A 26,896-nucleotide genomic window follows, 5' to 3' on the forward strand; every position below is an offset into this window, starting at 1 on the left:
GCGGTAGTTTGGTAAGGTGGGTTCGGAGCGAAAACGGGCGCAAGTGCGAAGGCATGGCGGGGCGTTACGCATCCACCTTCTGCGGATGATGCGGCACGAGGATCAGCGTGTTCTCCTCCACGCGCCACGAGGCCAGCCGCGACAGGAAGTTCATCCCCAGCACGTTGGTCTCGCCGAACGCGGGCGACACCACGACCTGCAAGTCCCGCGCGACGATCGCGCCGAGGCGCAAGCTCGCGATCGTCCCCGTCTTCGCCGCGATAGACCCATTGGCGGTCTGCAACACGATCGGCACAACGCCGACCCGCGCCTCGATCCCGGCCGCCCCCGCCGTTTTGTCCGAGATCGCGGTGATCGTCGCCCCGCTGTCGATCAGCAACCGCTGGCTCACCCCGTCGATCGTCGCCCGCGCCCAGAAATGGCCGTCCGGCGACATGCGGATGCGGACCTCGCCGCCGACCACCTGCTGATCCTCGATCTTCAGGAACCGGGCGATCTTGCCGACATAGGGATCGAACTGACGCCGCTGATCGACCGCGACGAACAGCAAGCCGACCAGCACGAGCGTCATGCCGATGTTCACCAGCGTCCGCACGATCGGAATGCGCCGCGCGACGACGAGGACGACGACGACTATGCCGAGCGCGAGGTAGAGCGTGTGGGGCTGGCCAGGGTTGGGAAGCGGGAAGATCGACGGGTCCTAAACAGTGGTAATAGCAACGTCTTAGACTAGCTGCGACAATGTGTATCGGTGCTGACCGAAGCAGGCGAACTAAGTCTGTGGCATGGGACCGATCCGAAACCGGTCAGATTGCCGTCCCCGCGGCTTGCATACGCCCTTTGTGAGGCGCTCCTTTATGGCCGGGGGGCGGCGCATGGCGAACAGGTGGGCATTGACGGTCGCGATCCTGACGCTCGCGTCTGGACACGCGTCGGGCAGGAGTGAGTCCGACGACGAGCGACGCCCTGCAGCCATGACACCCGCGCAGTTCCAGGCGCGAACGACGCTTCACGACGATGATCTGGACACGATCGCGACCATCACGACCGCGGACGGCTTTGCCAAGCGTAAGCCATTGCTGGGGATAGCGTCCGACGATGTCTTTCTCCGCGCGTTCATCGACAAGCGCTCGGGCCGGACCGCGTATCAGGTCTACGCGACGGTACGGTATCGCGATTATGGTTGGGCAGATTGGCAGGCGGTGAATTACGCGACGCCGACCGGGCCACGATCGATCGCCACGCAGAGGATTGCGCGCGTACGGGCATCGTGCGCGAGGGGCTTTGCCTGTCCCCGCTCGGAAACTGTCGGGTTCCCGATCGATGCGGCGCTGCTCAAGATCAATTCAACGCTTTACGTGAGCGATCAGAGTACTGCGTGGCGCTTCAAGCTTATGGCGCAAACCGGTGCCGAACGCTCTTTGCTACTCACGACAGCGGAAATATCCGGCCTGCTGATGGCGGTCGACGCTTATCGCACCGACCGCCATCTGCCGAAGTCTTGACGCTTACTGCGCGTCGCCGCCCTGGTTCTTGGTCACGCCACCGGTGCCGCCGACGCCGTCGGGCAGGCCGCTGTCGGTAAACGTCTCGGGCTCGTCGCCGCCTTCGCCGCGCTCGACCGCGTCAGAGCGCGATTCGACCGCCTGTTCGATATCGCTCCGCGTGTCCTCGTCACGGTCTTCGGGCAGCGTTTCGGGGTTCGTACCGGAATGCGGATCAGCCATGCTCAAAACTCCGGCTGCACTGGCGCGGGATCGGTCGAGGGCGCGCCCGGATCGGGATAATCGACGTCCGGCGCGGGTGGGTTGAACTCGGGTGGCGGCGTGGTCGGCTGCGCCGGCTGGCTCGGGGTGGGGAATTCTGCGGGGGGTTGGGTAGCCATGATGCTCTCTCCTTCAGCCGCATCAACGCGTGCAGTCGCCCCGGGTTTCCTGCCCGAGTTTCCTGCCCGAGTTTCCTGGTAGTTGCCTTGCGTGCTTGCCCCGACGTGCAACGTTGGTATAGACGCGCCCGCTACGGCGATGTCCTGTGCGGGCGTGGCGGAACTGGTAGACGCAGCAGGTTTAGGTCCTGCCATCGCAAGATGTGGGGGTTCGAGTCCCTTCGCCCGCACCACTCCGCCGCTCGGGCGGGGCGACAGCCAACACGAATTTATCCCGAATGCTCTTTTAGACAAAGGCCGGACATGCAGACTGTCGAGACGTTGAACGAGGGCCTCAAGCGCGCCTACACGCTCACCATCACCGCGAAGGATATCGATGCCAAGGTCGATGTCGAGCTGAAGCGCCTCGCGCCGCAGATGAAGATGCCGGGCTTCCGTCCGGGCAAGGTGCCGGCGAACCTCATCCGCAAGATGCATGGCCCCGCGCTGACTCAGGACGCGGTCAACGCTGCGATCCAGGAGGGCGTCCAGACGCTCGTCGCCGAGAAGCAGCTTCGCCCCGCGATGCAGCCTTCGGTCGAGCTGGAAGACGGCTATGACATCGGCAAGGACGCCGTGGTCAAGGTCGAGATGGAGGTCCTCCCGCAGGTCCCCGCGCCCGCAATCGACGGCATCAAGCTCGAGCGCCTGACCGTGCCCGTCGCCGACGACGCGGTCACCGAGCAGCTCCAGAAGTTCGCCGACCAGCAGAAGAAGTGGGACGACGCGGCCGACGACTACGTCGCCAAGATGGGCGACCTCGTCACCGTCGATTTCGTCGGCAAGACCACCGACGGCGTCGCGTTCGAGGGCGGCACCGGCACCGACATGGGCGTCGAGCTCGGCGCGGGGCGTCTGATCCCCGGCTTCGAGGACCAGCTCGTCGGCGTGAAGACCGGCGACGACAAGGTCCTGAACGTGACCTTCCCCGAGGAGTATCAGGAGAAGTCGCTCGCAGGCCAGCCGGCGACGTTCGACATCACCGTCAAGTCGGTGAAGACCGCGGGCGAGAGCAAGATCGACGAGGATCTGGCCAAGTCGCTGGGTCTCGAGAGCCTGGAGCAGCTCACGGGCCTGCTTAAGGGTCAGATCGAGCAGGAGCATAACGGTCTCACGCGCACGCACATGAAGCGCAAGCTGCTCGACCAGCTCGCCGAGGGTCATGACTTCGAGGTTCCGCCTTCGATGGTCGAAGCCGAGTTCAACCAGATCTGGTCGCAGCTCCAGCACGAAGCCACGCACGAAGCCGACCCCGAGGCCGCGATGGCCGAGATGGAAGGCGAGCGCGACGATTACCGCAAGATCGCCGAGCGTCGCGTGCGCCTCGGCCTGCTCCTGTCGGAAATCGGCCAGGCGAACGGCGTCGAGGTTTCCAACCAGGAAATGCAGCGTCTGCTCGCGCAGGCGGCGCAGCAGTATCCGGCCGAGCAGCGCCAGCAGTTCATGCAGTACATCCAGCAGGAGCCGATGGCGGCCGCCCAGCTGCGCGCGCCGCTGTATGAGGACAAGGTCGTCGACTTCCTGTTCGAGAAGGCCGAGATTACCGACCGCGAAGCGACGCGCGAGGAGCTTGAGGCCGCGATCGAGAGCGAGGACGGGTTCGCCAGCGGTACGCACACGCATGACCACGACAACCACAAGCCGAAGAAGAAGGCCGCAGCCAAGAAGGCCAAGCCAACTTCGGACGAGGCTGTGACGGAAGAAGCACCGGCTTCGGACGCAGCGGACGAGGCCAAGCCTGCGAAGAAGGCAGCTGCAAAGAAGAAGGCGGCTCCCGTCGAAGCAGAGACGGCCGTGACGGAATCGTCGCCGGTTGCTGCCGAGAACGCCGAGGGCACCGAAGGCGCAGACGCACCGGCGAAGAAGCCGGCCGCGAAGAAGCCAGCTGCCAAGAAGGCCGCAACCAAGACCGAGGCGTAATGCCTTCCCTCCGTCATGCCGGGCTCGTTCCGGCATCCACCGTTCCGCACCCTCTCAAGCCGATAAGTGTGCGGAACGGTGGACCCCGGAACTAGTCCGGGGTGACGGATTGGGTAGAGTCGGTGCTTATAATACCACTTCCCCGGCGGAGGCCGGGGCCCAGTTGGAAAGGTAGCTGTAACGGCGCGCAAAGCTCCGTTATGGACCTTCCCTAACTGGGCCCTGGCCTGCGCCGGGGAAGTGCGTTTTGGGATGATGCGTTGACTGACGTTTCGACCGCTGCTCGATCTCCGATGTCGTCTTTCAACTCCGTAGGGCAGGGCATGACCGAACCTCGAATCGCCGTCCTCCTCCCCTGCTACAATGAGGACGCCGCGATCGCGCAGACGATCGCGGGTTTCCGCGCCGCGCTGCCCAGCGCGACCATCTACGTCTACGACAACAACAGCGCGGACCGCACGATCGAGGTCGCGCGCGCCGCCGGTGCCGTCGTCCGGACCGAGCGCATCCAGGGCAAGGGCGCGGTCGTTCGCCGCATGTTCGCCGACATCGACGCCGACATCTACGTGATGGCCGATGGCGACGCGACCTATGACGCCGCCTCCGCACCGGATCTGGTAAAGCGCGTGCTCGACGAGCAGCTCGACATGGTCGTCGGCTCGCGGATCAGCCAGGTCCAGGAAAGCTATCGTCGCGGTCACCGCTTCGGCAACGCGCTCCTCACCGGCATGCTCGCTCGGCTATTCGGCCGCAGCTTTACCGACATCCTGTCGGGCTACCGCGTGTTCTCGCGCCGGTTCGTGAAGAGCTTCCCGTCGCTGTCGGCCGGGTTCGAGATCGAAACCGAGATCAGCGTCCACGCACTCGAGCTGAAAATGCCGATCGGCGAGGTCGAGACGCCCTATTACGCGCGCCCCGAAGGCTCCGAATCGAAGCTCAGCACCTATGGCGATGGCTGGCGCATCGTCCGCACGATCATGACGCTCTACCGCATCGAGCGGCCACTGTGGTTCTTCGGCGCGATCGGCAGCGTGTTCGGCCTGCTAGCGCTGACCCTCGGCATACCGCTGGTGCTGACGTACATCGAGATCCATCAGGTCCCACGCTTCCCGACCGCGATCCTGATCACCGGCCTCGGCATCTTCGCCGCGCTGAACGTCTTCACCGGCCTGATCCTGGACACGGTTGTCCGCGGCCGCCGCGAAGTCCGCCGCCTCGCCTACCTGGCCTACCCGGCCCCAGGCATCTGACTCCCTCGCCCCGTCGGGGAGAGGGAAGGAGGAGCCGCTTTGGCGACGGTAGGGTGAGGGGAGGTTGGCGGATCCCAACCGCCCCTCACCCTCCCACCCGCAAGTGCGTGCGGGCCCCTCCCTCTCCCCGAAGGGGCGAGGGGAAGCTGTCCTCGCGCCAAGGAGCGAAGGGCTTGAACTCCCCTCCCGGACCGCCGATGTTAGCGGTTCACTGGGGCATAAGAGAGATTTCCATGCACAATCCGTTCGAGACCGGCGATTTCGCGAGCCCGTTGGCCAGCGCCGGGCTCGGCCTGCAGCAGACGCAAGCAGGCCTGGTTCCCATCGTCATCGAGCAGTCGAACCGCGGCGAGCGTTCGTTCGACATCTTCTCGCGCTTGCTCCGCGAACGCATCATCTTCGTAACCGGTGGCGTCGAGGACGGCATGGCCTCGCTGATCACCGCGCAGTTGCTCTTCCTCGAGTCCGAGAACCCGAAGAAGGACATCTTCATGTACATCAACTCGCCGGGCGGTGTCGTCACGGCGGGCATGGCGATCCACGACACGATGCGGTACATCCGTCCGCGCGTCGGCACCGTCTGCATCGGCCAGGCCGCGTCGATGGGCAGCTTCCTGCTCGCGAGCGGTGAGCCCGGCATGCGCGTCGCGATGACCAACGCGCGCATCATGATCCATCAGCCATCGGGTGGTGCACAGGGCATGGCCAGCGACATCGAGATCCAGGCGCGCGAGATCCTGCGCATCCGCAAGCGCATGAACGAGCTGTATTCGCAGTACACCGGTCAGCCGATCGAAGAGATCGAGCGCCGGATGGACCGCGATACGTTCCTCGAAGCGAACGAAGCGAAGGATTTCGGGCTGATCGACGAGGTGTTCGACAAGCGTCCGGCGGTATCCGAGGATGCGCCTAAGCCTGCCTGATACCCGCTTGAACGAGACGGGCATGGGGTGAATCGTAAACCCCGCCGGTTTATTTGATTGTAGGAACTCCGGGGTGCGTTACGGTAGCGGCCCCGGAAACGGCACGTGCACCGACATGCGCGAGAGGTGATTGAATGACGAAGCTGAGCGGTGGCGACTCGAAGAGCACCCTCTATTGCTCGTTCTGCGGGAAGTCGCAGCACGAGGTCCGCAAGTTGATCGCCGGGCCGACGGTCTTCATCTGCGACGAGTGCGTCGAGCTATGCAACGACATCATCCGTGAGGAGACGAAGTCTGCGCTGGTGTCCAAGAAGGACGGCGGCGTGCCGACTCCGCAGGAGATCTGCGACGTCCTCGACGATTACGTGATCGGCCAGAAGCGCGCCAAGCGCGTGCTGTCGGTGGCGGTGCACAATCATTACAAGCGGCTCAACCACGGCGCCAAGGGTGCCGATGTCGAGCTGTCCAAGTCGAACATCCTGCTCGTCGGGCCGACCGGTTGCGGCAAGACGCTGCTCGCGCAGACGCTCGCGCGCATTCTCGACGTGCCGTTCACGATGGCCGATGCGACGACGCTGACCGAAGCGGGATACGTCGGCGAGGATGTCGAGAACATCATCCTCAAGCTGCTCCAGGCGTCGGACTATAACGTCGAGCGGGCGCAGCGCGGGATCGTCTACATCGACGAGATCGACAAGATTTCGCGCAAGGCGGAGAACCCCTCGATCACGCGCGACGTGTCGGGCGAGGGCGTGCAGCAGGCGTTGCTCAAGCTGATGGAAGGGACGACGGCGTCGGTTCCTCCGCAGGGCGGGCGGAAACATCCGCAGCAGGAATTTCTGCAGGTGGATACGACCAACATCCTGTTCATCTGCGGCGGTGCGTTCTCGGGTCTCGAGAAGATCATCGGCGATCGTCTGCAGGGCAAGTCGATCGGTTTCGGCGCGTATGTCGCCGGGCCGGACGAGCGCAAGACGGGTGAGACGCTGAAGTCGGTCGAGCCCGAGGATCTGCTGAAGTTCGGGCTGATCCCCGAGTTCGTCGGCCGTCTGCCGGTGATCGCGACGCTCGAGGATCTCGATGTCGACGCGCTGGTGAAGATCCTCAAGGAGCCGAAGAACGCGCTGGTCAAGCAGTACCAGAAGCTGTTCGAGATGGAGGACGTCGCGCTCGGCTTTACCGACGATGCGCTGGTGTCGGTCGCCAAGAAGGGCATCGAACGCAAGACCGGCGCGCGCGGGCTTCGCTCGATCCTCGAGAGCATCCTGCTCGACACGATGTTCGACCTGCCCGGCATGGACGGCGTCGACGAGGTGATGATCGACAAGGACGTGATCGAAGGCCGCAAGGAACCGATCCGCGTCTATGCGGAGAAGAAGAAGACTGGCGACGCAGCTTAAGCGCTGATTGGTTTGGGAATACGGGAAAGGGCGTCGAGCGATCGGCGCCCTTTTTTTATTTGGGGCATACGCGCGAAAACCCCCGTCCGTCATCCTGACGAAAGTCAGGATCCAGAACCACGAGGATCAGCCCGCCGTAACCCTGGATCCTGACTTTCGTCAGGATGACGGGGAAGGGTAGGGCAGCGCATCCGTATCAACCGTCGCGTCCTGACCCACCGCGGTCTCCGACGTCTCACCCTCTCCCAACTGGAATTGGAAAACGCCCCACGGCGACTGCGCCGTAGAAACAGCGCGGACGGCTCGGGTGCTAAATCTATGAGGTCAAAAGCCGAACGCGTTCCAAATCCTTTGGACGTCCGAACAGCCTGAGCATCTCGGTCAATTCCGCCCGGTCAGGCACATAAACGACAGACCCTTCGGCGAGGACAGGTACGCGCGTCCGAGGCAGCACCTCCGTCCAACCCGCGCCCGTCGCAACATGAAACCCCGCCATGATCTCGACGACCAAAGGCGGCGTCTTCCACCGCCCGAACAACGTTGATCGGAACAGCGAACTCGCGCCATCCTCGATCGGCACGACGCCAAGCCTGTGCATCATTCGCCGAGCATCGCCCACGCTCATCAGCACATCGACGTCACCGACCTCGATCGGTACCACCCCGTGAAGCGCCACCGCCGCGCTGGAAATGACCCACCACGGGTCTCGAGCATACCGCATCGCATCGACGGTCATGACGAGCGTTGCGCGGAGATTGGAAGCCAGCATCGCCGCAACCTACCCGATCCTCACCGCCCCGCAATCGCCCCGACTCGGACCCTTATCCGCCCTCGCGCATTCGTTATCCAAGTGGAACGAGGGAGCATGCATGACGATCGAAGTGGCCGACCGACCGAGTGAACACGTGGTGGAGACGATGCCGGACCGCCTGGCGCTGCCGATCTGGACGCTGATCGCGCCGGGCCTAGGACTGCTCGCTGTCCTCGTCGGCCTTGCCAAGATGGGCACGCTCGGCACCGCGGCGGCAGTCATCGTCCTGATCGGCAGCGTGCTCGCCGCCGTCCATCACGCCGAAGTGATCGCGCACAAGGTCGGTGAGCCGTTCGGCACTCTCGTCCTCGCGATTGCGGTCACCGTGATCGAGGTTTCGCTGATCGTCTCGTTGATGCTCTCCAACGCCGGCGACGCCACCACGCTAGCGCGCGACACGGTGTTCGCGGCGATCATGATCATCCTCAATTTCATCATCGGGATATGCCTGCTCGCGGGCGCGGTACGGCATCATGAGCAGCGGTTCACGCTAAAGGGCATGACCGCAGCGCTTGGCGTGCTTGCGGCGATGGCGGTGCTGTCGCTAATCCTGCCGAACTACACCTCGTCGACGCAGGGCCCGACCTACGCCCCATCTCAGTTGATGTTCGTCGCGGTCGTATCGCTGATCCTCTACGGCACGTTCGTGCTGGTGCAGACGGTGCGACACCGCGATTATTTCCTGCCGTCGACCGACGACAAGGACGACCACGCCGCGCCGCCGTCGGGCCGCGCAACGGGCATCGCCTTCGCCGCGCTGCTGGTGGCGCTTGTCTCAGTGGTTCTGCTCGCGAAGACGCTGTCGCCGACAATCGAGGCGGCGGTGCTCGGTGCCGGCCTGCCGCTTACCGTGGTCGGCGTGGTGATCGCGGCGCTGGTGCTCGCGCCTGAAAGTCTTGCTGCCTACAAGTCGGCGCGGCGCAACCGGTTGCAGACCAGCCTCAACCTCGCGCTCGGCTCGGCATTGGCGACGATCGGGCTGACGATCCCGAGCGTGGCGATCGTGTCGCTGGTGCTCGACCTGCCACTCGCGCTCGGCATCGACGCGAAGAGCATGACGCTGTTGGCTCTGTCATTGTTCGTAGCGACGCTGTCGCTCGGCACGGGGCGGACGACGGTGTTGCAGGGTGTCGTCCACCTCGTGATCTTCGCAGCCTACCTGTTCACGACGGTCGTGCCGTAAACTCAGGGGCCTTGCGTCGAGAGATAGGCGATGACGTCGGCGCGGTCCTTGGGGTCGGGAAGGCCTGCGAACGCCATCGTCGTGCCGGGCACCATCTTGCGCGGGTTGGTGAGCCAGGCGTCCATGCGCTTTGCATCCCAGTTGCCGCCGAGTGCTTTCAGCCCGGCGGTATAGGAGAAGCGCGGGCGCCGCTCGCCGATCGGGTTGCCCATGACCGCGTAGAGGTTCGGCCCATCGGTATCGCCCGCATATTGCCCGATCGTGTGGCAGGCAGTGCAGCGACGGAAGACGCGTTCGCCGCTGGCGATCTGGCTGGTCGTGCCGGCGTCGGGGCTCGAACCGCAGCCGGCGAGCGCCAGCGCCAGCAGGGGCCACCGCGGCAGGGTCATCGCTTCTGGCGTGTAGCCAAGGCGAGGCCGGCGGCGATCTGCACGACGGCGTAGAGGCGACGGCGGCCGGGCCGGTCGACGAACGGCTGCACCAGTTTCTCGGTGCCAAGCGCATTGTCCTTCCAGAGATCGACGTGGCGGCGGGGTTGGAGGAGCCCGATCAAGCCGTCGCCGACCATGAAGATCGCCGCCATCTCCGCCGCGCGCGACCCCCAGATGTTATCCTGCGCACGCAGGAGTCCAGGAGCCACGGGCGTCGTCTCTTGGGATCCTGGGCCCCCGCCTTCGCGAAGGAACTCGGACGAGTCGCTCATTGGGCCTTGGCCTTCGCAGCTTGCGCGGCTTTCCAGGCGGCCACATCTTCGAGCGCGACGCTACGCCGGAGGACCAGCGCGTCCGGATCGATCACGACGTGCGCGCCGGCTGGTACGGACAAGGTCGCCCTCCCGCCCGTCATCGGCAACACTCGCGTCTTCCCATCGACCTGCACCTGCACCGGCAGCGGGAAGGGGCCATTACCCGGCACTTTCCAAGCTAGCGACAGTGTACTTTCCGTCCGCATCTCGACCAGTTCGGGCAGCGCCGCTTGCCGCAAATACACGTCAAAGAACCATTTATAGTCCTTCCCCGTCACCTTCCTGACGAGCGTCTCATACTCCTTCGTCGACCCGAACCGCGGCGCGAAATTGCCCGGCTTGGGATCCGCGCGCCCGTAAACCGCCAGCCGCGTCACATCGAAGAACGCCTTGTCGCCGATCAGCCCTCGCAGCGTGTGAAGCATCCACGACCCCTTGTAATAGATGTCCTGCCCCGCGCCGCCCTTGTCGAGCTCGTACACCTCCTCCTCGGTGGTGACGCGCTGCTGCGTGATCGGCTTGCGGTTCATGATCGAGGTACGTTCGCCCTGCATCATCGCGGCATAGCGCGCACGGCCCTCGCGCCACTGGCCATAGAGCGGCTGCATGTACGTGCCATACCCCTCATGCAGCCAGTAATCGTCCCAGTTTGCCGCCGTCAGCTGGTTGCCGAACCACTCATGTGCGAACTCGTGCTGGAACAGCCAGTCGAACCCCTCCGGCGCCTTCTCATAGCCGTTGCCGTAGGCGTTGATCGTCTGGTGCTCCATGCCCTTATGCGGCGTCTCGACCACGCCGAGCTTCTCGTCGCCGAACGGGTAGGGGCCGATCATGCTTTCGAAGAAATCGAGCGTCGGCGCGAACTCGGCGAACAGCTTCTCCGCCTGCGGTTTCTCGCCCGGCAGGTACCAGTAATACATCGGGATGCTGTTGCCGTAGCGGCTCTTGTAGGTGCCGCTGATCTCCTCATACGGCCCGACGTTCAGCGCGATGCCGTAGGTGTTGGGATGCTTGGCGCGCCAGTTCCACGTCGTCCGGCCGTCCGCCAGCGTATCGACGCCCAGCAGCACGCCGTTCGAGGGCGCTTTCAGCCCCTTCGGCACGGTGATGTGCAGCGTCACCAGCGCAGGCTCGCCGGTCGGGAAATCGAGGCATGGCCAGAACAGGTCGCAGCCATAGCCTTCCGCGGTGGTTGCGAACCAAGTCCGGCCGTCGGGCGTCTTCGACCAGACCATCCCGTCGTCCCACGGCGCCTTCACTGCGACGTGCGGCGTGCCGCCATAGGTGATCTTCGCGGTGACCTTCCCGCCAGCGGGGACGGGCTTTGGCAGCGTGATCGTCAGCCGACCCTCGGGATTGCTCCATGCCGAGGGGGCGAGCGGCACGCCATCGATCGTGATCGCGCTGACCGGCAGGTTGCGGTCGAGGTCGATCGGCAGGCGGGTGAGGGGGGCTTTCGCGGTGAAGACCAACGTTGCCACGCCGTTCAGGCTCTCGGTCTCGGGCAACACCTCGAACGCAAGGTCCGCGCTGTCGAACTGGAGTGCGGTCTGCTCGGGTGTCAGTACGCCCCCGGACCGCTGCGTCTGCGCGGTGATCGCCGGTTCGCCCTTCTTGGGAAGCGGGGCGGCGGCAAGGAGCGCGGTGGCGCTGGCGGCGAGAAGAAAACGCGAGATCATGCCGCGTTCTCGCGCCTGGGCGGCTTGCATACAAGTGCGATCCGGCACCTCCGGTCCTCCTGCGAACGCAGGAACCCAGAATCACGAATGCCGCCGCTCGATACCCTGGACTCCTGCGCTCGCAGGAGCCCGGCTGGCGCTTGGGCAACGCGCGAAAACCCCTAACCACCGCCAACCAATTGATGGACGCTTCATCCTCACCATATAAGCTACAGACTATGCCCCCATGCAGGCACCCACCGGAGCGTTCATGACCCAGTACCCCGTCCTTCCCCTTCGCGACATCGTCGTGTTCCCGCACATGATCGTGCCGCTGTTCGTCGGCCGCGATAAGTCCGTTGCCGCGCTCGAAGCGGCGATGGCGGCGGACAAGGAGATCTATCTCGTCGCGCAGGTCGATCCCGCAGAGGACGATCCCGCACGCGACGACCTGTATTCGATGGGCGTCACCGCGACCGTGTTGCAGCTGCTGAAGCTCCCCGATGGCACCGTTCGCGTGCTGGTCGAGGGCAAGCAGCGCGCGACGCTGGAGACGCTGGACGAGTCCGGCGATTTCCTGACCGCGACGGTCGAAACGGTTGCCGATGCCGAGGTCGAGGGCGCTGAGGTCACCGCACTGATGCGCTCGGTCGTGGACCAGTTCGAGAACTACGCCAAGCTCAACCGCAAGCTCGCCTCCGAGACTGCGGTCCAGATGTCGGAGATCGAGGACGCGTCGAAGCTGTCCGACGCGGTCGTCGCCAACATCGCGATCAAGGTTGCCGAGAAGCAGGCGATGCTGATCGAGACCAACCCGTCGAAGCGGCTAGAAATGGCGATGGTCGCGATGGAGGGCGAGCTGGGCGTCCTGCAGGTCGAGAAGAAGATCAAGAGCCGCGTCAAGCGCCAGATGGAGAAGACGCAGCGCGAATATTACCTCAACGAACAGCTGAAGGCGATCCAGCGCGAGCTCGGCAACGAGGGCGATGAAGGCGAAGGCGACGAGATCGCCGAGCTGACGCAGAAGATCGCGACGCTCAAGATGAGCAAGGAAGCGCGTGGCAAGGCGACTGCCGAGCTGAAGAAGCTCAAGACGATGGCACCGATGAGCGCCGAGGCGACCGTCGTGCGCAATTATCTCGACGTGCTGCTCGGGCTTCCCTGGGGCAAGAAGTCGAAGATCAAGAAGGACATCGCCGCCGCGCAGGTGACGCTGGACGAGGATCATTATGCGCTCGAGAAGGTCAAGGACCGGATCGTCGAGTATCTCGCCGTGCAGGCGCGCACCAACAAGCTGAAGGGGCCGATCCTGTGCCTCGTCGGCCCTCCGGGCGTCGGCAAAACTTCGCTCGGCAAGTCGATCGCCAAGGCGACCGGGCGCGAGTTCATCCGCCAGTCGCTCGGCGGCGTGCGTGACGAAGCCGAGATCCGCGGGCATCGCCGCACGTATATCGGCTCGCTGCCGGGCAAGATCGTGACCAATCTCAAAAAAGCCGGCACGTCGAACCCGCTGTTCCTGCTCGACGAGATCGACAAGCTCGGTCAGGATTTCCGCGGCGATCCGGCATCGGCGCTGCTCGAGGTCCTCGACCCGGAGCAGAACGGCAAGTTCCAGGATCATTATCTGGAGGTCGATATCGACCTGTCGGACGTGATGTTCGTGTGCACGGCGAACTCGCTGAACCTGCCACAGGCGCTGCTCGACCGCATGGAGATCATTCGTCTGGAGGGCTATACCGAGGACGAGAAGGTCGAGATTGCCGAGCGTCATCTGGTCGAGAAGCAGATCGAGGCGCACGGTCTGAAGCCGGGTGAGTTCACGCTGACGCAGGAAGGGCTTCGCACGCTCATCCAGCAGTACACGCGTGAGGCCGGCGTGCGTACGCTCGAGCGCGAGATCGCCAAGCTGTGCCGCAAGGCGCTGCGCCAGATCCTCGAGAACAAGACGACCAGCGTCACTATCACGCCCGAGAACATCGGCGAGTACGCGGGTGTGCAGAAGTATCGCCACGGGCTCGGCGAGACCGAGAACCAGATCGGTGCGGTCACCGGGCTCGCCTGGACCGAGGTCGGTGGCGAGCTGCTGACGATCGAGAGCGTGACGGTCGCGGGCAAGGGCCAGGCGAAGCTTACCGGCAAGCTCGGCGACGTGATGAAGGAGTCGATCGAGACCGCGTTCAGCTTCGTCAAGGCGCGCGCACCGAGCTACGGGATCAAGCCGAGCCTGTTCGCGCGGAAGGATATCCATATCCATCTGCCCGAAGGCGCGGTGCCGAAGGATGGCCCGTCGGCGGGGATCGGCATGGTCACGTCGATCGTCTCGACGCTGACCGGCGTGCCGATCCGGCGCGAGGTGGCGATGACCGGCGAGGTTACGCTGCGCGGCCGCGTGCTGCCGATTGGTGGCCTCAAGGAGAAGCTGCTTGCCGCGCTTCGTGGCGGGATCGAGACGGTGCTGATCCCGGCGGAGAATGAGAAGGACCTCGCGGAGATCCCGGCGAACATCAAGGCGGGGCTGAAGATCATCCCCGTTTCGCATGTCGACGAGGTGCTTCGTCTGGCGCTGACCGAGCCGCTCGAAGCGATCGAGTGGACCGATGCGGATGAGTTGGCGGCACTGCCGCCGGCACCGATCGCACCGGTCGGGGGTGGCCTTCACCACTGATCCATGTTTGGATCGTACGCGATGATGCGGCGGTTTCGTTTGACAGCAGACGGAGCCGCCGCATTATTGCGCGCTGAGCGCGGTCGCGAGTCCATCGTGGCTGATTCGAGTTTTTTCCGGGGGATTATATGAACAAGCAGGAGCTGATCGCGACGGTTGCCGACACGTCCGGGCTGGTTAAGGCCGACGCGGTCAAGGCCGTCGAGGCGGTGTTCGACGCGATCGAGGCATCGTTGAAGAAGGGCGACGAGGTTCGCCTGGTCGGTTTCGGCACGTTCTCGATCTCGAAGCGCAAGGCGTCCACCGGCCGCAATCCCCGGACCGGCGAGCCGATGACGATCAAGGCCTCGACCCAGCCGAAGTTCAAGGCCGGCAAGGGCCTCAAGGACGCGGTCAACTAAGGACGCCTTCGATTCTCCCCCGGCAGGGGGAGGTGGCTGGCCCTTGCCAGACGGAGGGGGAGGTTGGAGACGACCTCTGCTCCGTGTCCTCCCCCTCCGTCGCCTTCGGCGCCACCTCCCCCTCGCGGGAGAGGATCGAAGGGAGCGCCATCGAAAGAGCTGGACAGGTGGACGGGGTCTGCCTAAAGGCCCGCTTCCGAACGAGTTTCGGGCGCGTAGCTCAGTGGTAGAGCACACCCTTCACACGGGTGGGGTCGCTGGTTCAATCCCAGCCGCGCCCACCAGATTTACGCCGGTTCCTTCGCACGAGGGGCCGGCGTTGCTGTTTCTGGCGTGCGTCGGTGGCATCGTGATCGCGTCGCAGGCATAATTAAGCCTCTTCCGTCATCCTGACGAAAGTCAGGACCCAGAGCCATGCAGTGCGACGCCCGTTACCCTGGGTCCTGACTTTCGTCAGGATGACGGGGGGCGCGCGGAAAGTCGGCGCGAAACGACGCCCATCCCCTCCGCGCAACATGACGCTTTGTTCATTAGGCTGGTTCGTTCGATCGAACTAAACGCCGCTCGTGGTCCAGTCCCGACTCCTAGATATCGCAATCAGCGAATTCGGCACCAAGGGGCTGGAAGGGGCGAGCACGCGTGGGATCGCCGCTGCGGCTGGCACCGCGATGTCGTCGATCACCTATCACTACGGCGGCAAGGAGGGCTTGTACCTCGCCGCCGCCGACCGGATCGCCGAACGCATGTCCGCGGTGATGGGCGACCCGTCCGAGCTGTCGCACGAACTCGCGGCGGACGACATCGGCGAAGCGCGCGCCCAGATTCACCGCATCTTCGGCCGACTCGCGGACAAGATGGCCAGCAACGAGAGCGCCGACTGGACGCTGTTCGTGCTGCGCGAACAGATGAAGCCGGGCGAGGCGTTCGAGCGCATCTATGGCGGCGTGATGGGTCAGATGGTGCGCAGGCTCAGCGACTTGGTTTGCATCGCCACCGGTTGCGCCGAGATTCGCACCGGCAGGATCGCGACGATCACCTTGATGGGGCAGGTCATCACGCTGCGGGCGAACCGCGCGACCTGCCTGAAACTGCTCGAGCGCGATGTGCTCGAACCCAACGACATCCTCGATATCAAGGCGCGTATCGACGCCAATATCGACGCTATTCTCGATTCGATGCGTGCTGAAGAACAGGGCCAGGCATGACCGACCAGACGAACCACTCCGACGCCAACCACGATGATGAGGATCGCAAGTCCGATCCGAACGGCGAGGACCAGCAGTCCGATACCGACCAGCAGGACGAGTCTGACGACGAAAAGGACGACGGCGACGACAAGAAGCCGTCGGTCTTCAAGAAGCCGCTCTTCTGGATCATCCTCGTCATCGTCGTCGGCGGGCTGATCATCGGCGGCGTGCTCTACTGGCTGCACGCGCGGCAGTTCGAATCGACCGACGACGCGTTCGTCGACACGCACATCGTCCGCCTCGCGCCCCAGGTCGCGGGTACGCTGGTGCAGGTCGCAGATATCGACAACCGCCACGTCGAAGCGGGCCGCCTGCTCGCGGTCATCAAGGCGTCGGGGCGCGATGCGCAGGTCGCCGAGGCGCAGGCGAACGAATCGCAGGCCCGCGCACAGTTCGCGCAGGCGCAGGCGCAGGTCACCGCCGCCGAGGCGCAACGCCAGCAGGCTGCGGCTCAAGCCCGCGTGCCGATGGCGGCTGCGGTGAAGGCCCAGCAGGATCTCGCGCGCTACGAGGCGTTGCTGCGACTCGATCCGAGCGCGGTCGCCGGTCAACAGCTCGATCAGGCGCGCTCGACCGCGCGCCAGACCGCTGCCGATGCCGCCGCCGCGCGCGAGCAGATCGACACCGCCACCGCGCAGATCGCGGTCGCGCGTAAACAGGTCGGCGCCGCCAGGTCGGTGATCGACGCCAAGCGCGCGCTGGTCGATCAGGCCAATGTCAGCATCAGCGATCTCCGCCTGACTGCGCCGGTCGCGGGGCAGGTCGTCAACCGCTCGGTCAATATCGGCTCGTACGTCGCGCCCGGCACGCAGCTCATGGCGATCGTCCCCGACCAGATGTGGGTGACGGCGAACTTCAAGGAAACGCAGCTTACGCTGATGAAGATCGGCCAGCCCGTCGACATCCATGTCGATGCGTATCCCGGCGTCGACTTCAAGGGTCATGTCGACTCGATCCAGCGCGGCGCGGGCCAGGCGTTCGCCTTGCTGCCCCCGCAGAATGCCACCGGCAACTATGTGAAGGTGGTCCAGCGCGTCCCGGTGCGGATCGTGTTCGACGCGAAGAACGGTCCCGATCCGAAGCGCTATCCGATCGGCCCCGGCATGTCGGTGGTGCCGACCGTCAAGGTCCGCTGAGGTGGCGAAAGCTCCCGCGAAAGCTGATGCGGGCGGCGGTCATGTCTGGTCGCCAAGCCGGTCGGCGGCGGGCAAGTACAGCCCGTGGCTGATCGTCGCGATCATCTCGATCCCGACCTTCATGGAGGTGCTCGACACCTCGATCGCGAACGTCGCGCTCGATCATATCTCGGGCGGGCTGTCGATCACCACCGATCAGGCGACGTGGGTGCTGACCAGCTACCTCGTCGCCAACGCGATCGTCATCCCGATCTCGGGCTGGCTGTCGGACGCGATCGGCCGGAAGCGCTATTTTCTGCTGTCGATCGCGCTGTTCACGCTCGCCTCGCTGCTCTGTGGCCTCGCGCCGAACATCGGTACGCTGGTCGTCGCACGCGTGTTGCAAGGCATCGGCGGCGGCGGATTGGCGCCGGTCGAACAGTCGATCCTCGCCGACACCTTCCCGCCGAAACAACGCGGGATGGCGTTCGCCGCGTTCGCGATCGTCGTCGTCGTCGGCCCCGTGCTCGGGCCGACGCTGGGCGGCTACATCGTCGAATATTCGAGCTGGCACTGGGTGTTCCTGATCAACGTGCCGGTCGGCATCGCCGCATGGTTCCTGGTCGAGACCTTCGTCGACGAGCCCGACCAGGTGAAGAAGGACCGCGACGAGCGGTTCAAGAACGGCCTGACGATCGACTATGTCGGCGTCGCGCTGGTGGCGCTCGGGCTCGGCTTCCTCGAACTTACCTTCGATCGCGGCGAGCGCGAGGATTGGTTTTCGAGTGGGTTCATCGTCATGTCGGCGATCATCGCCGCGGTGTCGCTGGTCACGCTCGTGATCTGGGAGCTGAACCACAAGGACCCGGTGATCGACCTCAAGCTGCTGAAGAACCGCAACTTCGCGCTGACGATCGGCGTGATGGGCGTCACCGGCATGATCCTGTTCGGCACCACGCAGCTAATACCGCAGATGCTGCAACAGGTGCTCGGCTACAGCTCGCTCGACGCCGGCCTCGCGCTGACCGCGGGCGGTTTGGCGACGCTGGTCATGGTGCCGTTCGCGGGGCGGTTGAGCGGGCTGGTCGATGTCCGCTTCCTGCTGTTCCCGGCGCTGCTCGTCCAGGCGTTCGCGCTGTGGAACATGAGCCATCTGTCCGCCGACATCGCGTTCTCCGACGCGGCGTTCGCGCGGCTGTTCCAGGCGATGGCGCTGCCGTTCCTGTTCGTCCCGATCAACGCGATCGCCTATGTCGGGCTCAAGCAGACGCAGACCGCGCAGGCATCGAGCCTGCTCAACGTCGCGCGTAATCTTGGCGGGACGATCGGCATCTGCTTCGCGCAAACGCAACTTGCCGGTGGGTTGCAGCGGCATCAGTCGGAACTGACGCAGACACTCAATCCGCTCGATCCGAACTATAACGACTGGATGCAGAAGGCGGCCGGCGCGTTTGCGGGGCAGGGCGATCCGTCGACTACGCCGCTGGCCGTGCTCTACAGCCAGATGCAGCGGCAGGCGACGATGCTCGCGTTCCTCGACGTGTTCCGCGCGATGATGGTGGTCGTGCTGGTCGTCGCGCCACTGGTTCTATTCATGCGCTCCGGCAAGACCGGCGGCGCCCCCTCGGGAGGGATGCATTGATGCGTGCGCGGTTCATGGTGGTTGCGGTCGCAGCCCTGCTCGCGGGGTGCACCGTCGGCCCGAATTACGTCGCCCCCGAGATGGCAGTGCCGCCGGCGTTCGTCGGTCCGCAGGCTACCGTCGGTACGACGGTCGATCCGGCGCGCTGGTGGTCGGCGTTCGGCGATCCGCAACTGGACGGGCTGGTCGAACGCGCGCTGAAGGGCAATCCCGACATCGCGATCGCCGCCTCGCGCGTGCGACAGGCGCGGTTGCAGGAGATCGTCGCACGCTCGCAAGGGTTGCCGAGCGTCAACGCGAGCGCCAGCCCGAGCCATATCGAGTTCAGCAAGAATGCCGGCCTCTCGTCGATCGCGCGCGCGTTCAGCGGCGGCACGGGGGCAGGCGGTACCGGCTCGACCGGCGGCATCGCGCTGCCCGGTAGCGGGATCACGACGTACTCGGTCGGGTTCGACGCAAGCTGGGAGCTCGACCTGTTCGGTGGTGTCCGGCGCAGCACCGAGGGCGCGCGGGCGCGGACCGAAGCGGCAGTCTGGTCGAAGCGTGATGCGGCGGTGACTTTGGCCGCGGAAGTCGCTCAGGCGTATTTCGCTCTCCGCCTCGACCAGGCGCAGCTCGCCGCGATCGAGGGCGAGATCGCCAACCAGCAGCGCGCGCTGACGATCGCGGGCAACATCGCCAAGGTCGGCCTCGTCCCGCCGATCGACGTCACCCGCCAGCGTGCTTCGATCACGTCGACGCAAGCGCGCGCCGAACCGGTCCGCGCCGATGTGGATGTTCGGATGCATGCCTTGGCGATCCTGCTGGGCGAGCCACCCGCGACGCTGATGACCGAACTCGCCGCGCCGTCGGTCGCACCGCTCGGCGTGCCGTCAATTCCGGCTGGCCTGCCCTCCGAGCTGTTGCGGCGGCGTCCCGATATCCGTGCCGCCGAACGCGATCTGGCGGCTTCGACCGCGGATATCGGTGTCGCGGTGGCGGATATGTATCCGAAGTTCAGCCTGACCGGCATGAGCCAGCTCATCTCGACCGCGCTCGGCAATCTGTTCTCAGGCGACAGTCTCCAGCTGACCGCGAGTGGCGCGGCGCAGTTCCCGCTGCTCGACTGGGGCCGGCGCAAGTCGACCGTCAAGTCGCGCAAGGAAGACCGCGAGCAGGCGTATCTGCGCTATCGCTCGACCGTGTTGCAGGCTTTGCGCGACGTCGAGGATCCGCTGGCGCAGATCGCTGCAGAGCGCCGTCGGAACGCGGCGTTGCAACGGGCGATCGTCGATGCACAGAGCAGTGCGAAGGCGGCGGAGTCGCAGTACCGGACCGGGTTCGTGGCGCAGAATACGCTGCTGGATGCGCAGACCGACGTGCTGGCCGCCCGGGAGCAGCTGGTGGCTAGCGACGCGCAGTTGCGGCAGCTGACGGTGGCGTTGTTCAAGGCGCTCGGTGGCGGGTGGGAGCAGGCGGAGTAGCGCCACCGTCTGGGTGCATGCTGCGATCCCCGGATTAAATTATCGTCACGTCGATTCCGACATATCGCTGCAACATATCGGGACGAAAGGGTGTGTGTCGCCGCTCCCTCTCCCCCTGTGGACGGCGACTTGACCGGGTCTCCCCTGTCCCGGTCTTCTCCCTGAACTACGGGGCGACCATCACGGTCGCCCCGCCTTTTTGCGTTCTGGGACGATGCTCGAATGGCATTCGCGCGCCACGCGTCCGCCTTCCGACACGCGTCTGGGCCCGTCACGCCCCCAATATCCGTCATCCCAGCGAAAGCTGGGGTATTTCTCGTGGTGGGTGACCCTCGCCAAACCGGGATATTCCAGCTTTCGCTGGAATGACGGCAAGGCAAAAGTATCGCCTGCCATCATCCGCCGACACACCCATCCGCCATACCCGTCACCCCAGCGAAAGCTGGGGTATCTCTCGTAATGCGCGACGCTCGCCAAATCGGGATATTCCAGCTTTCGCTGGAATGACGGCTGGGAACATGATCGACGCTTCGTCGTCCGCCAATACGCGTCGTCCCAGCGAAGGCCAGCGAAGGCCAGCGAAGGCCGGCGATGGCAGATGAAGATGGCGACGGTAGGCGAAGATATCGCGCTTTCCGTCATCCGCCATCACACCCATCCGCCAAAACACGTCATCCCAGCGAACGCTGGGATATCCCTCGTGGTGGGCGACGTGGGCCTCACGGGGATATCCCAGCCTTCGCTGGGATGACGGTCGTTTTGGGTAGCTAACGGTTTGGACGGCAACGCGTCCGTCGTCCCGGATCGCTCCGGGACGACGTAACTCTTACGCGGCCAGCTTGCGCAGGACGTAGTGGAGGATGCCGCCGTTGAGGAAATACTCCAACTCGTTGACGGTATCGATCCGGCACTTGGTCTGGAACGTCTCGCTCGACCCGTCGGCGCGGGTCATTTTGACCGTAACGTCCTGGCGCGGGCGGATACTTGCGACGTCGAGGATCGTGAAGGTTTCCGAACCATCGAGGCCGAGCGTCTTGCGATCGGTGCCCTCGGCGAACTGCAACGGCAGCACGCCCATGCCGACCAGGTTCGAGCGGTGGATGCGCTCGAAGCTCTCCGTAATTACGGCGCGGACGCCCAACAAGTTCGTGCCCTTCGCCGCCCAGTCGCGCGACGAGCCGGTGCCGTATTCCTTGCCGGCGACGATCACGAGCGGCGTGCCGTCCTGCTTGAAGCGCATCGCGGCATCGTAGATCGCCATGACTTCGCCGTCGTACTTCGACATGCCGCCCTCGATGCCTGGGACCATCTCGTTCTTGATGCGGATGTTGGCGAAGGTGCCGCGCATCATCACGTCATGGTTGCCGCGACGGGCGCCATAGCTGTTGAAGTCCGCCTTGCTGACCTGATGCTCCTGCAGGAAGCGACCAGCGGGGCTGTCGGCCTTGATCGAACCGGCCGGCGAGATGTGATCGGTGGTGATCGAATCGCCGAGGATCGCGAGCGGCTTGGCGTCGATGATGTCCTGCACCGGCGACGGCGTCATGCTGAGGCCCTCGAAGTAGGGCGGGTTGGCGACATAGGTCGAGCCTGCGCGCCAAGCGTAGGTGTCCGAGCCCGTGACGTCGATCTCGCGCCACTTGGCGTCGCCCGCATAGACGTCGCCGTAGCGCGCGCCGAACATGCCGGCGTCGATGTTGGCGTCCATCGTCGTGCGGACTTCCTCGTTGGTCGGCCAGATATCACGCAGATACACGTCCTGGCCGTCAGACCCCTGGCCCAGCGGCGTCTCGATCATGTCGGTCGTGACGGTGCCCTTGATCGCATAGGCGACTACCAGCGGCGGCGAGGCGAGGAAGTTGGCGCGGACGTCGGGGGACACGCGGCCTTCGAAGTTGCGGTTGCCCGAGAGCACCGACGCGGCGACGAGGTCGTTCTCGTTGATCGCGGCCGAGATCGCGGGTGCCAGCGGCCCCGAGTTGCCGATGCAGGTCGTGCAGCCGTAACCGACGAGGTTGAAGCCGAGCGCGTTCAGGTCCGCGGTCAGGCCGGCCTTGTCGAGATAGTCGGTGACGACCTGCGAACCAGGAGCGAGCGAGGTCTTCACCCACGGCTTCGACTTGAGGCCGAGAGCGTTGGCCTTCCGTGCCACGAGCCCTGCGGCGACCAGCACCGACGGGTTCGAGGTGTTGGTGCAGCTGGTGATCGCGGCGATCACGACGTCGCCGTCGCCGATGTCATGCTCGCGACCTTCGACTGCGACGCGCGCGGGCTGCTCCTTGTGGTACAGCTTGTGGAGGTCGCTGTTGAACACCTCGTCGACCTTGTTGAGGCTGACGCGGTCCTGCGGGCGCTTCGGGCCGGCGAGCGAGGCGACGACGGTGCCCATGTCGAGCTCGAGCGTATCGGTGAACACGGGGTCCTCGGCGTTCTCGTCGCGCCAGAAGCCGTTGGCCCTGGCATACGCCTCGACCAGCTCGACATTCTCATCGGACCGTGCCGTGAGGCGCATGTAATCGAGCGTCTTGTCGTCGATCGGGAAGAAGCCGCAGGTCGCGCCGTATTCGGGTGCCATGTTGGCGATCGTCGCGCGATCGGCGAGCGTCATCGACGACAGGCCGGGGCCGAAGAACTCGACGAAGCGGCCGACCACGCCCTTGGCACGCAGCATCTGCGTGACGGTGAGCACGAGATCGGTGGCGGTGATGCCCTCGTTGAGCTTGCCGAGCAGCTTGAAGCCGACGACCTCGGGGATCAGCATCGACACGGGCTGGCCAAGCATCGCGGCCTCGGCCTCGATCCCGCCGACGCCCCAGCCGAGTACGCCGAGACCGTTGATCATGGTCGTGTGGCTGTCGGTGCCGACCAGCGTGTCAGGATACGCGATCATCGTGCCGTCGCCATGGTCACCCGACGATGCCGACGACCAGACGGCCTGGCCGATATATTCGAGGTTCACCTGGTGGCAGATGCCGGTGCCGGGGGGGACGACCTGGAAATTGTCGAGCGCCTTCGAACCCCACTTAAGGAACTCGTAGCGCTCAATGTTGCGCTCATATTCGAGGTCGACGTTGTCGTGGAACGCCTGGGGCGTGCCGAACTCGTCGACCATTACCGAGTGATCGATGACGAGGTGGACGGGGACCTGCGGGTTGATCTTCTCGGGGTTGCCGCCGAGCTTGGTCATCGCGTCGCGCATCGCGGCGAGATCGACCACGCAGGGAACGCCGGTGAAATCCTGCATCAGCACGCGCGCCGGGCGATACTGGATCTCGCGGTCGCTGCGACGCTCCTTCTGCCAGTCGACGATCGCCTGGATATCCTCGCGCGTGACGGTCACGCCGTCCTCGAAGCGCAGCAGGTTCTCGAGCAGCACCTTCATCGAGAACGGCAGGCGGCTGATGTCGCCGAGCTGTTCCGACGCCTTGGCGAGGCTGTAATAGTCGTACGACTTGCCGCCGGTCGACAGGCTGGTGCGGGTCTTGAGGGTATCCTGGCCAATGGCAGTCATAGGGGTCCTTCCCGTGGGCGTCGGGCCGCCGGGCGCCGAGGGGAAAGCAGCCATATAGGCCACGCGGGCGCGTCGGGGACCGAGCGAAAAATGCTGTTACCCGAGGGGCCTTAGCAAGGGGGAGCGGATCGGGGAAGGGCGCGGGTGGCCGGCGGGAGAGGATAACTGCAATTGCGGTAAGCATGACCGCGCCCCCGCCCCGCGACGACCCATCGGACGGGCATCGTCGATCGACACGATCCGCCTTTCTTCGCCGATGGAACAGCGTAAGGCGCGGGTGATGACGCGCAATGACCCCGAACCGCAAACCGACAGGCATGCCGCATCGCTGTGGATCGGGACCTATGCCGGCGGCGGCGGGAAGGGGGTGTATCCGTTGCATCGCGGTGCCGCAGGATGGACGACGCCCGCGTCTGCAAATCCCGCGCAGAATTGTTCGTTTGGCGTCCATGCCGCGCGTTTCGATCTTCATTATCTGGTCGACGAACATGGCGGGTCGGCCGGGGTGTTCCGCAGGCGCGACGACGAAGGCCCTGCGTCCTGGGATTGCCTTGCACGAATACCGACTGGCGGTATAGCGCCGTGCCACATCGCGCTCGATCGCAGTGAGTGCTGGTTCGCCGTCGCCAATTACGCGAGTGGCAGCCTGTCGGTGCAACGGCTCGACCCGAAGACCGGTCTCCCGGTCGGCGTGCCGATCGTGCGGCAAAACACCGGATCGGGACCGAATCCCGATCGGCAGCAGTCGCCTCACGCGCATTGGGTCGGGTTCAGCCCGGATAATCGCTGGCTCTACGCCACCGATCTCGGCACCGATCAGGTGCTGGCGTTCGCGTTCGATGCCGAGGACGGTGCGCTCGGTCAGCCGATCGTCGCGCTGGATGCGCCACCCGGCTCGGGGCCACGCCATCTTCTGCTGCACCCCAACCGACCGGGGTTGGCCTATCTCGCATGCGAGCTGACCAATCACCTGATCGTCTTGGAGATCGAGGGGGCGGTGTTCCGCCCGCGCAGGACGGTATCGACCCTGCCGGCCGATGCGGCACAAGGGTCGATCGTCGCGCACATCGCGGCAAATGCCGCGGGCAACCGGCTCTACGTGTCGAACCGGGGCGACGACAGCATCGCCGTCTTCGCGCTCGATGACGAGGGCGACCCGGTCCTGCTCCAGCATGTCGCCAGCGGCGGGGCCTCGCCGCGATTCTTCCTGTTGCTCGAGGATGAGCGCCAGATGATCGTCGCCCACGAACGCGATCACCGCGTGACGCTGCTCGATATCCAGCCAGACGGCACGTTGTCGCCGACCGCGATTGGCATCGTCGTTCCCGGTGCGGCGTTCGTGTTCGATAGGCGGTCCCGAACACCCGCCTGACCGCCGCCTGCCAGACTACCGCGCGTCCGACTACCGCCCGCCTTTAGCGTTAATCGCCTAGCTCACGCTTGCGATCAGCAGCGTCAATTCATCGCGGACCGGGTTCAGTTCGATCCGGCTCGGGCGGAGCGCCCGCCGCTTGCCGGGATACGCGGCACGCACGGCATCGCACAGATCCTTGACGGGGACGCGGATGCAGGCGCCTTCGTCGCAGACCAGCCGCGGCGTGCTCACGGTGTTGCCGCAGGTCGGTATCTCGCCGGCGATCGCCGGTGCGGTGCTCAGGAAAAGGCATGCGGCTGCGACCCGCAAAACGGGTGTCGTGATCGTCATAGGTCTGGCCCCCCACAGGCGTTTGAACTTGGTAACCAGATCATTAGGCTTGAAAAGTTTCGGTATCGTTTCGATTTCGCCGCCGCCGGGATGAAAATCGCGAACGATCCAGGAATGGCACGTCGCTATCGATATTGTACGCATCGTCTATTGTTGTCGGCCAACAATTCAGGATAATATCCGGTACTGAATTCGATCGGACAATAAAAACAACCATCAAATAAAATGGTGTATAGGACGTGGGGGCATTCCGGTTCGATGATATCGAATACGGTGATCGGCAAAGCCTTGAGGGGATAAAGATTACACGGGGGTGATAATCATGACGGCGAGATCGGCGGTAGCAGTACGAACATTGGGCATGTCGCGAACCGCGGCATCCGCACTTCGGACACTCGCAATCACGTCGGAAGGGCTCGAAGCGCTGTTTGATCGCTTCACGGACCGATCATTTTCCGAAGCTTTCGAACAGCTTGTGCAGCAGATCTATCGACTTAGCGGGAGAGTGATCGTCACTGGCATGGGCAAGAGCGGAATCATCGCGCGCAAGGTCACTGCGACGCTCACCTCGACCGGTACGCCTGCGATGTTCCTCCACCCCGCCGAAGCGGGGCATGGCGATCTCGGCATGATTACCGACAAGGATCTGGTGCTGATGATCACGCTCTCGGGCGAGAGCGCCGAACTCGCGCCGATCATCACCTATTGCAAGCGATTCGGTATCCCGATGGCCGCGATCACCTCACGCGCGCGCAGTACGGCGGGACGCGCGGCGGACGTGCTGATCAACCTCCCGGCGGTGCGCGAGGCTTGCCCGATCGCGCTGACGCCGACCACCTCGTCGACGCTGCAACTCGTGCTCGGGGATGCGCTGGCGATGGCGCTCGTCGACCTGCGCGGTTTCTCGGCGGACGATTTCTACAAATTCCATCCCAATGGCCGGCTCGGCGCGCAACTGCTCAAGGTGCACGACCTGATGTCGACCGGCGGCGACGTTCCCAAGGTCCGGCCCGATGCCAGCCTGCTCGATGCGACCACCGAGATGACGCGGGCGCGGTTCGGGGGCACCGCAGTCGTCGATGCCGAGGACCGGCTGGTCGGCGCGTTCACCGATGGCGATCTGCGCCGAACGATCACCGGCGGCGGCAGCATGGCCGCGCGCGTCGATGCGTGGATGACGAGCAACCCGATCAAGATCGCCCCGAACGAGCTTGCGTCCGAGGCGCTTCGCCGGATGCAGGCGAACAGCGTGACGATGATGTTCGTCGCCGATGCCGGCTATCTGCTCGGTGTCATCCACATGCACGATACGTTGCGCGCAGGCATCGCCTGA

23 protein-coding genes and 2 tRNA genes are annotated in these 26,896 nt (G+C 64.8%); 16 read left to right on the plus strand and 9 right to left on the minus strand.

What is annotated here, in order from left to right; all coding sequences use genetic code 11:
* Positions 1 to 64 precede the first annotated feature (64 nt).
* Positions 65 to 595: a TIGR02281 family clan AA aspartic protease gene (locus C8J46_RS16315; RefSeq protein WP_243643453.1), complete on the minus strand. Its 531-nt coding sequence runs from the start codon at positions 593 to 595 to the stop codon at positions 65 to 67.
* Positions 596 to 875: 280 nt separating this feature from the next.
* Here C8J46_RS16315 and C8J46_RS16320 point away from each other — a divergent pair, with 280 nt between their 5' ends.
* Positions 876 to 1,505 (plus strand): hypothetical protein, encoded by a 630-nt coding sequence (locus C8J46_RS16320; protein ID WP_132741444.1) that lies wholly within the window; start codon positions 876 to 878, stop codon positions 1,503 to 1,505.
* A gap of 3 nt (positions 1,506 to 1,508) precedes the next feature.
* Here C8J46_RS16320 and C8J46_RS16325 read toward each other — a convergent pair whose 3' ends face one another.
* Both C8J46_RS16325 and C8J46_RS20925 read right to left on the minus strand, forming a co-directional pair.
* The gene (locus C8J46_RS16325) at positions 1,509 to 1,727 is read right to left on the minus strand and encodes a hypothetical protein (protein WP_132741446.1); all 219 of its coding nucleotides are present in this window, start codon (positions 1,725 to 1,727) and stop codon (positions 1,509 to 1,511) included.
* Positions 1,728 to 1,729: 2 nt separating this feature from the next.
* Positions 1,730 to 1,885 (minus strand): hypothetical protein, encoded by a 156-nt coding sequence (locus tag C8J46_RS20925; protein WP_165886596.1) that lies wholly within the window; start codon positions 1,883 to 1,885, stop codon positions 1,730 to 1,732.
* A 148-nt stretch (positions 1,886 to 2,033) separates the two neighbouring features.
* Between C8J46_RS20925 and C8J46_RS16330 the strand changes: the two genes are divergently transcribed.
* The 5 genes from C8J46_RS16330 (at position 2,034) to clpX (ending at position 7,417) form a co-directional block, all read left to right on the plus strand.
* Positions 2,034 to 2,118, plus strand: a tRNA-Leu gene (locus C8J46_RS16330).
* 70 nt (positions 2,119 to 2,188) lie between these two features.
* Positions 2,189 to 3,844: a trigger factor gene (gene tig / locus C8J46_RS16335; RefSeq protein ID WP_132741448.1), complete on the plus strand. Its 1,656-nt coding sequence runs from the start codon at positions 2,189 to 2,191 to the stop codon at positions 3,842 to 3,844.
* Positions 3,845 to 4,167: 323 nt separating this feature from the next.
* Positions 4,168 to 5,094 (plus strand): glycosyltransferase family 2 protein, encoded by a 927-nt coding sequence (locus C8J46_RS16340; RefSeq protein ID WP_132741450.1) that lies wholly within the window; start codon positions 4,168 to 4,170, stop codon positions 5,092 to 5,094.
* A 233-nt stretch (positions 5,095 to 5,327) separates the two neighbouring features.
* Positions 5,328 to 6,017, plus strand: coding sequence for an ATP-dependent Clp protease proteolytic subunit (locus C8J46_RS16345; protein ID WP_056048165.1), 690 nt, complete (start codon positions 5,328 to 5,330; stop codon positions 6,015 to 6,017).
* Positions 6,018 to 6,151: 134 nt separating this feature from the next.
* On the plus strand, positions 6,152 to 7,417 hold the full coding sequence (gene clpX / locus C8J46_RS16350) for an ATP-dependent Clp protease ATP-binding subunit ClpX (protein WP_056048170.1): 1,266 nt from the start codon (positions 6,152 to 6,154) through the stop codon (positions 7,415 to 7,417).
* A gap of 316 nt (positions 7,418 to 7,733) precedes the next feature.
* Here the strand turns inward: clpX and C8J46_RS16355 are convergent, their stop codons facing one another.
* Entirely contained in the window at positions 7,734 to 8,186 is a 453-nt protein-coding gene (locus C8J46_RS16355) for a hypothetical protein (RefSeq protein WP_132741452.1), read from the minus strand.
* A gap of 100 nt (positions 8,187 to 8,286) precedes the next feature.
* Here C8J46_RS16355 and C8J46_RS16360 point away from each other — a divergent pair, with 100 nt between their 5' ends.
* Positions 8,287 to 9,411, plus strand: coding sequence for an ionic transporter y4hA (locus C8J46_RS16360; protein ID WP_132741454.1), 1,125 nt, complete (start codon positions 8,287 to 8,289; stop codon positions 9,409 to 9,411).
* 2 nt (positions 9,412 to 9,413) lie between these two features.
* Here the strand turns inward: C8J46_RS16360 and C8J46_RS16365 are convergent, their stop codons facing one another.
* From C8J46_RS16365 to C8J46_RS16375, 3 genes are read right to left on the minus strand one after another with little or no spacing between them, the layout of a single operon-like run.
* Entirely contained in the window at positions 9,414 to 9,800 is a 387-nt protein-coding gene (locus C8J46_RS16365; protein ID WP_132741456.1) for a c-type cytochrome, read from the minus strand.
* Complete coding sequence (locus C8J46_RS16370; protein WP_243643454.1) at positions 9,797 to 10,051, minus strand: hypothetical protein; 255 nt, start codon at positions 10,049 to 10,051, stop codon at positions 9,797 to 9,799. Before C8J46_RS16370 ends, C8J46_RS16365 begins: the two co-directional genes overlap by 4 nt.
* 59 nt (positions 10,052 to 10,110) lie before the next feature.
* The gene (locus tag C8J46_RS16375; protein ID WP_132741458.1) at positions 10,111 to 11,835 is read right to left on the minus strand and encodes a M1 family metallopeptidase; all 1,725 of its coding nucleotides are present in this window, start codon (positions 11,833 to 11,835) and stop codon (positions 10,111 to 10,113) included.
* Between the two features lie 250 nt (positions 11,836 to 12,085).
* Here C8J46_RS16375 and lon point away from each other — a divergent pair, with 250 nt between their 5' ends.
* The 7 genes from lon (at position 12,086) to C8J46_RS16410 (ending at position 20,347) form a co-directional block, all read left to right on the plus strand.
* The gene (lon, locus tag C8J46_RS16380; protein ID WP_132741460.1) at positions 12,086 to 14,479 is read left to right on the plus strand and encodes an endopeptidase La; all 2,394 of its coding nucleotides are present in this window, start codon (positions 12,086 to 12,088) and stop codon (positions 14,477 to 14,479) included.
* 128 nt (positions 14,480 to 14,607) lie between these two features.
* Positions 14,608 to 14,880 carry an HU family DNA-binding protein gene (locus C8J46_RS16385; RefSeq protein WP_056048186.1) on the plus strand — a complete coding sequence of 91 codons (273 nt, stop codon included), beginning with the start codon at positions 14,608 to 14,610 and terminating at the stop codon, positions 14,878 to 14,880.
* 209 nt (positions 14,881 to 15,089) lie between these two features.
* Positions 15,090 to 15,164 (plus strand) — tRNA-Val (locus C8J46_RS16390).
* Between the two features lie 282 nt (positions 15,165 to 15,446).
* Positions 15,447 to 16,085 (plus strand): CerR family C-terminal domain-containing protein, encoded by a 639-nt coding sequence (locus tag C8J46_RS16395; protein WP_132741462.1) that lies wholly within the window; start codon positions 15,447 to 15,449, stop codon positions 16,083 to 16,085.
* Positions 16,082 to 17,263 carry an HlyD family secretion protein gene (locus tag C8J46_RS16400; protein WP_132741464.1) on the plus strand — a complete coding sequence of 394 codons (1,182 nt, stop codon included), beginning with the start codon at positions 16,082 to 16,084 and terminating at the stop codon, positions 17,261 to 17,263. The genes C8J46_RS16395 and C8J46_RS16400 overlap by 4 nt, the downstream gene beginning before the upstream one ends.
* A gap of 1 nt (position 17,264) precedes the next feature.
* Positions 17,265 to 18,884 (plus strand): DHA2 family efflux MFS transporter permease subunit, encoded by a 1,620-nt coding sequence (locus C8J46_RS16405; RefSeq protein ID WP_132741466.1) that lies wholly within the window; start codon positions 17,265 to 17,267, stop codon positions 18,882 to 18,884.
* Positions 18,884 to 20,347: an efflux transporter outer membrane subunit gene (locus C8J46_RS16410; RefSeq protein ID WP_132741468.1), complete on the plus strand. Its 1,464-nt coding sequence runs from the start codon at positions 18,884 to 18,886 to the stop codon at positions 20,345 to 20,347. Before C8J46_RS16405 ends, C8J46_RS16410 begins: the two co-directional genes overlap by 1 nt.
* A gap of 826 nt (positions 20,348 to 21,173) precedes the next feature.
* Here C8J46_RS16410 and acnA read toward each other — a convergent pair.
* The gene (gene acnA / locus C8J46_RS16415; protein WP_132741470.1) at positions 21,174 to 23,858 is read right to left on the minus strand and encodes an aconitate hydratase AcnA; all 2,685 of its coding nucleotides are present in this window, start codon (positions 23,856 to 23,858) and stop codon (positions 21,174 to 21,176) included.
* Between the two features lie 280 nt (positions 23,859 to 24,138).
* Here acnA and C8J46_RS16420 point away from each other — a divergent pair, with 280 nt between their 5' ends.
* Positions 24,139 to 25,230 (plus strand): lactonase family protein, encoded by a 1,092-nt coding sequence (locus C8J46_RS16420; protein ID WP_132741472.1) that lies wholly within the window; start codon positions 24,139 to 24,141, stop codon positions 25,228 to 25,230.
* 57 nt (positions 25,231 to 25,287) lie between these two features.
* Here the strand turns inward: C8J46_RS16420 and C8J46_RS16425 are convergent, their stop codons facing one another.
* Positions 25,288 to 25,563, minus strand: coding sequence for a hypothetical protein (locus C8J46_RS16425; RefSeq protein WP_132741474.1), 276 nt, complete (start codon positions 25,561 to 25,563; stop codon positions 25,288 to 25,290).
* 505 nt (positions 25,564 to 26,068) lie between these two features.
* Here C8J46_RS16425 and C8J46_RS16430 point away from each other — a divergent pair.
* Complete coding sequence (locus C8J46_RS16430; RefSeq protein WP_243643455.1) at positions 26,069 to 26,896, plus strand: KpsF/GutQ family sugar-phosphate isomerase; 828 nt, start codon at positions 26,069 to 26,071, stop codon at positions 26,894 to 26,896.

The organism is Sphingomonas sp. PP-F2F-A104-K0414, from assembly GCF_004340945.1.
Classification (GTDB): domain Bacteria; phylum Pseudomonadota; class Alphaproteobacteria; order Sphingomonadales; family Sphingomonadaceae; genus Sphingomonas.